This is a genomic window from Streptococcus sp. 9.1 (assembly GCF_016648815.1).
Taxonomy (GTDB): Bacteria; Bacillota; Bacilli; order Lactobacillales; family Streptococcaceae; genus Streptococcus; species Streptococcus salivarius_E.
The window spans coordinates 1,310-1,571 of sequence record NZ_JACLQS010000034.1; the positions used below are offsets into that span (position 1 = coordinate 1,310).

At 48.1% G+C, this 262-nt stretch carries 1 protein-coding gene; it reads left to right on the forward strand.

Annotated features, from left to right (window positions below):
* On the forward strand, positions 1–262 hold a 262-nt coding region (locus H7T93_RS09880; RefSeq protein ID WP_260314202.1), incomplete at both ends, for an Ig-like domain-containing protein.

Below are 262 nucleotides of genomic sequence, written 5' to 3' on the forward strand. Positions count from 1 at the left end.
GACCCAGCAGGAAACACTTCAGATGCCAGCGATCCAATGGTAGCAACAACTGATACAACAGCTCCAGCTAAACCAGTAGCGAACACAGTTAAAGCTGGTGACACAGCAATCACAGGTACAGCCGAAGCAGGCTCAACAGTAGAAGTAACGCTTCCAGATGGCTCTAAAGTATCGGCTAAAGCTGGTCAAGATGGTAACTTCAGTGTACCAGTCAGCGGTTTGAAGGAAGGTGACACAGTTTCTGTCACTGCAACAGATGATG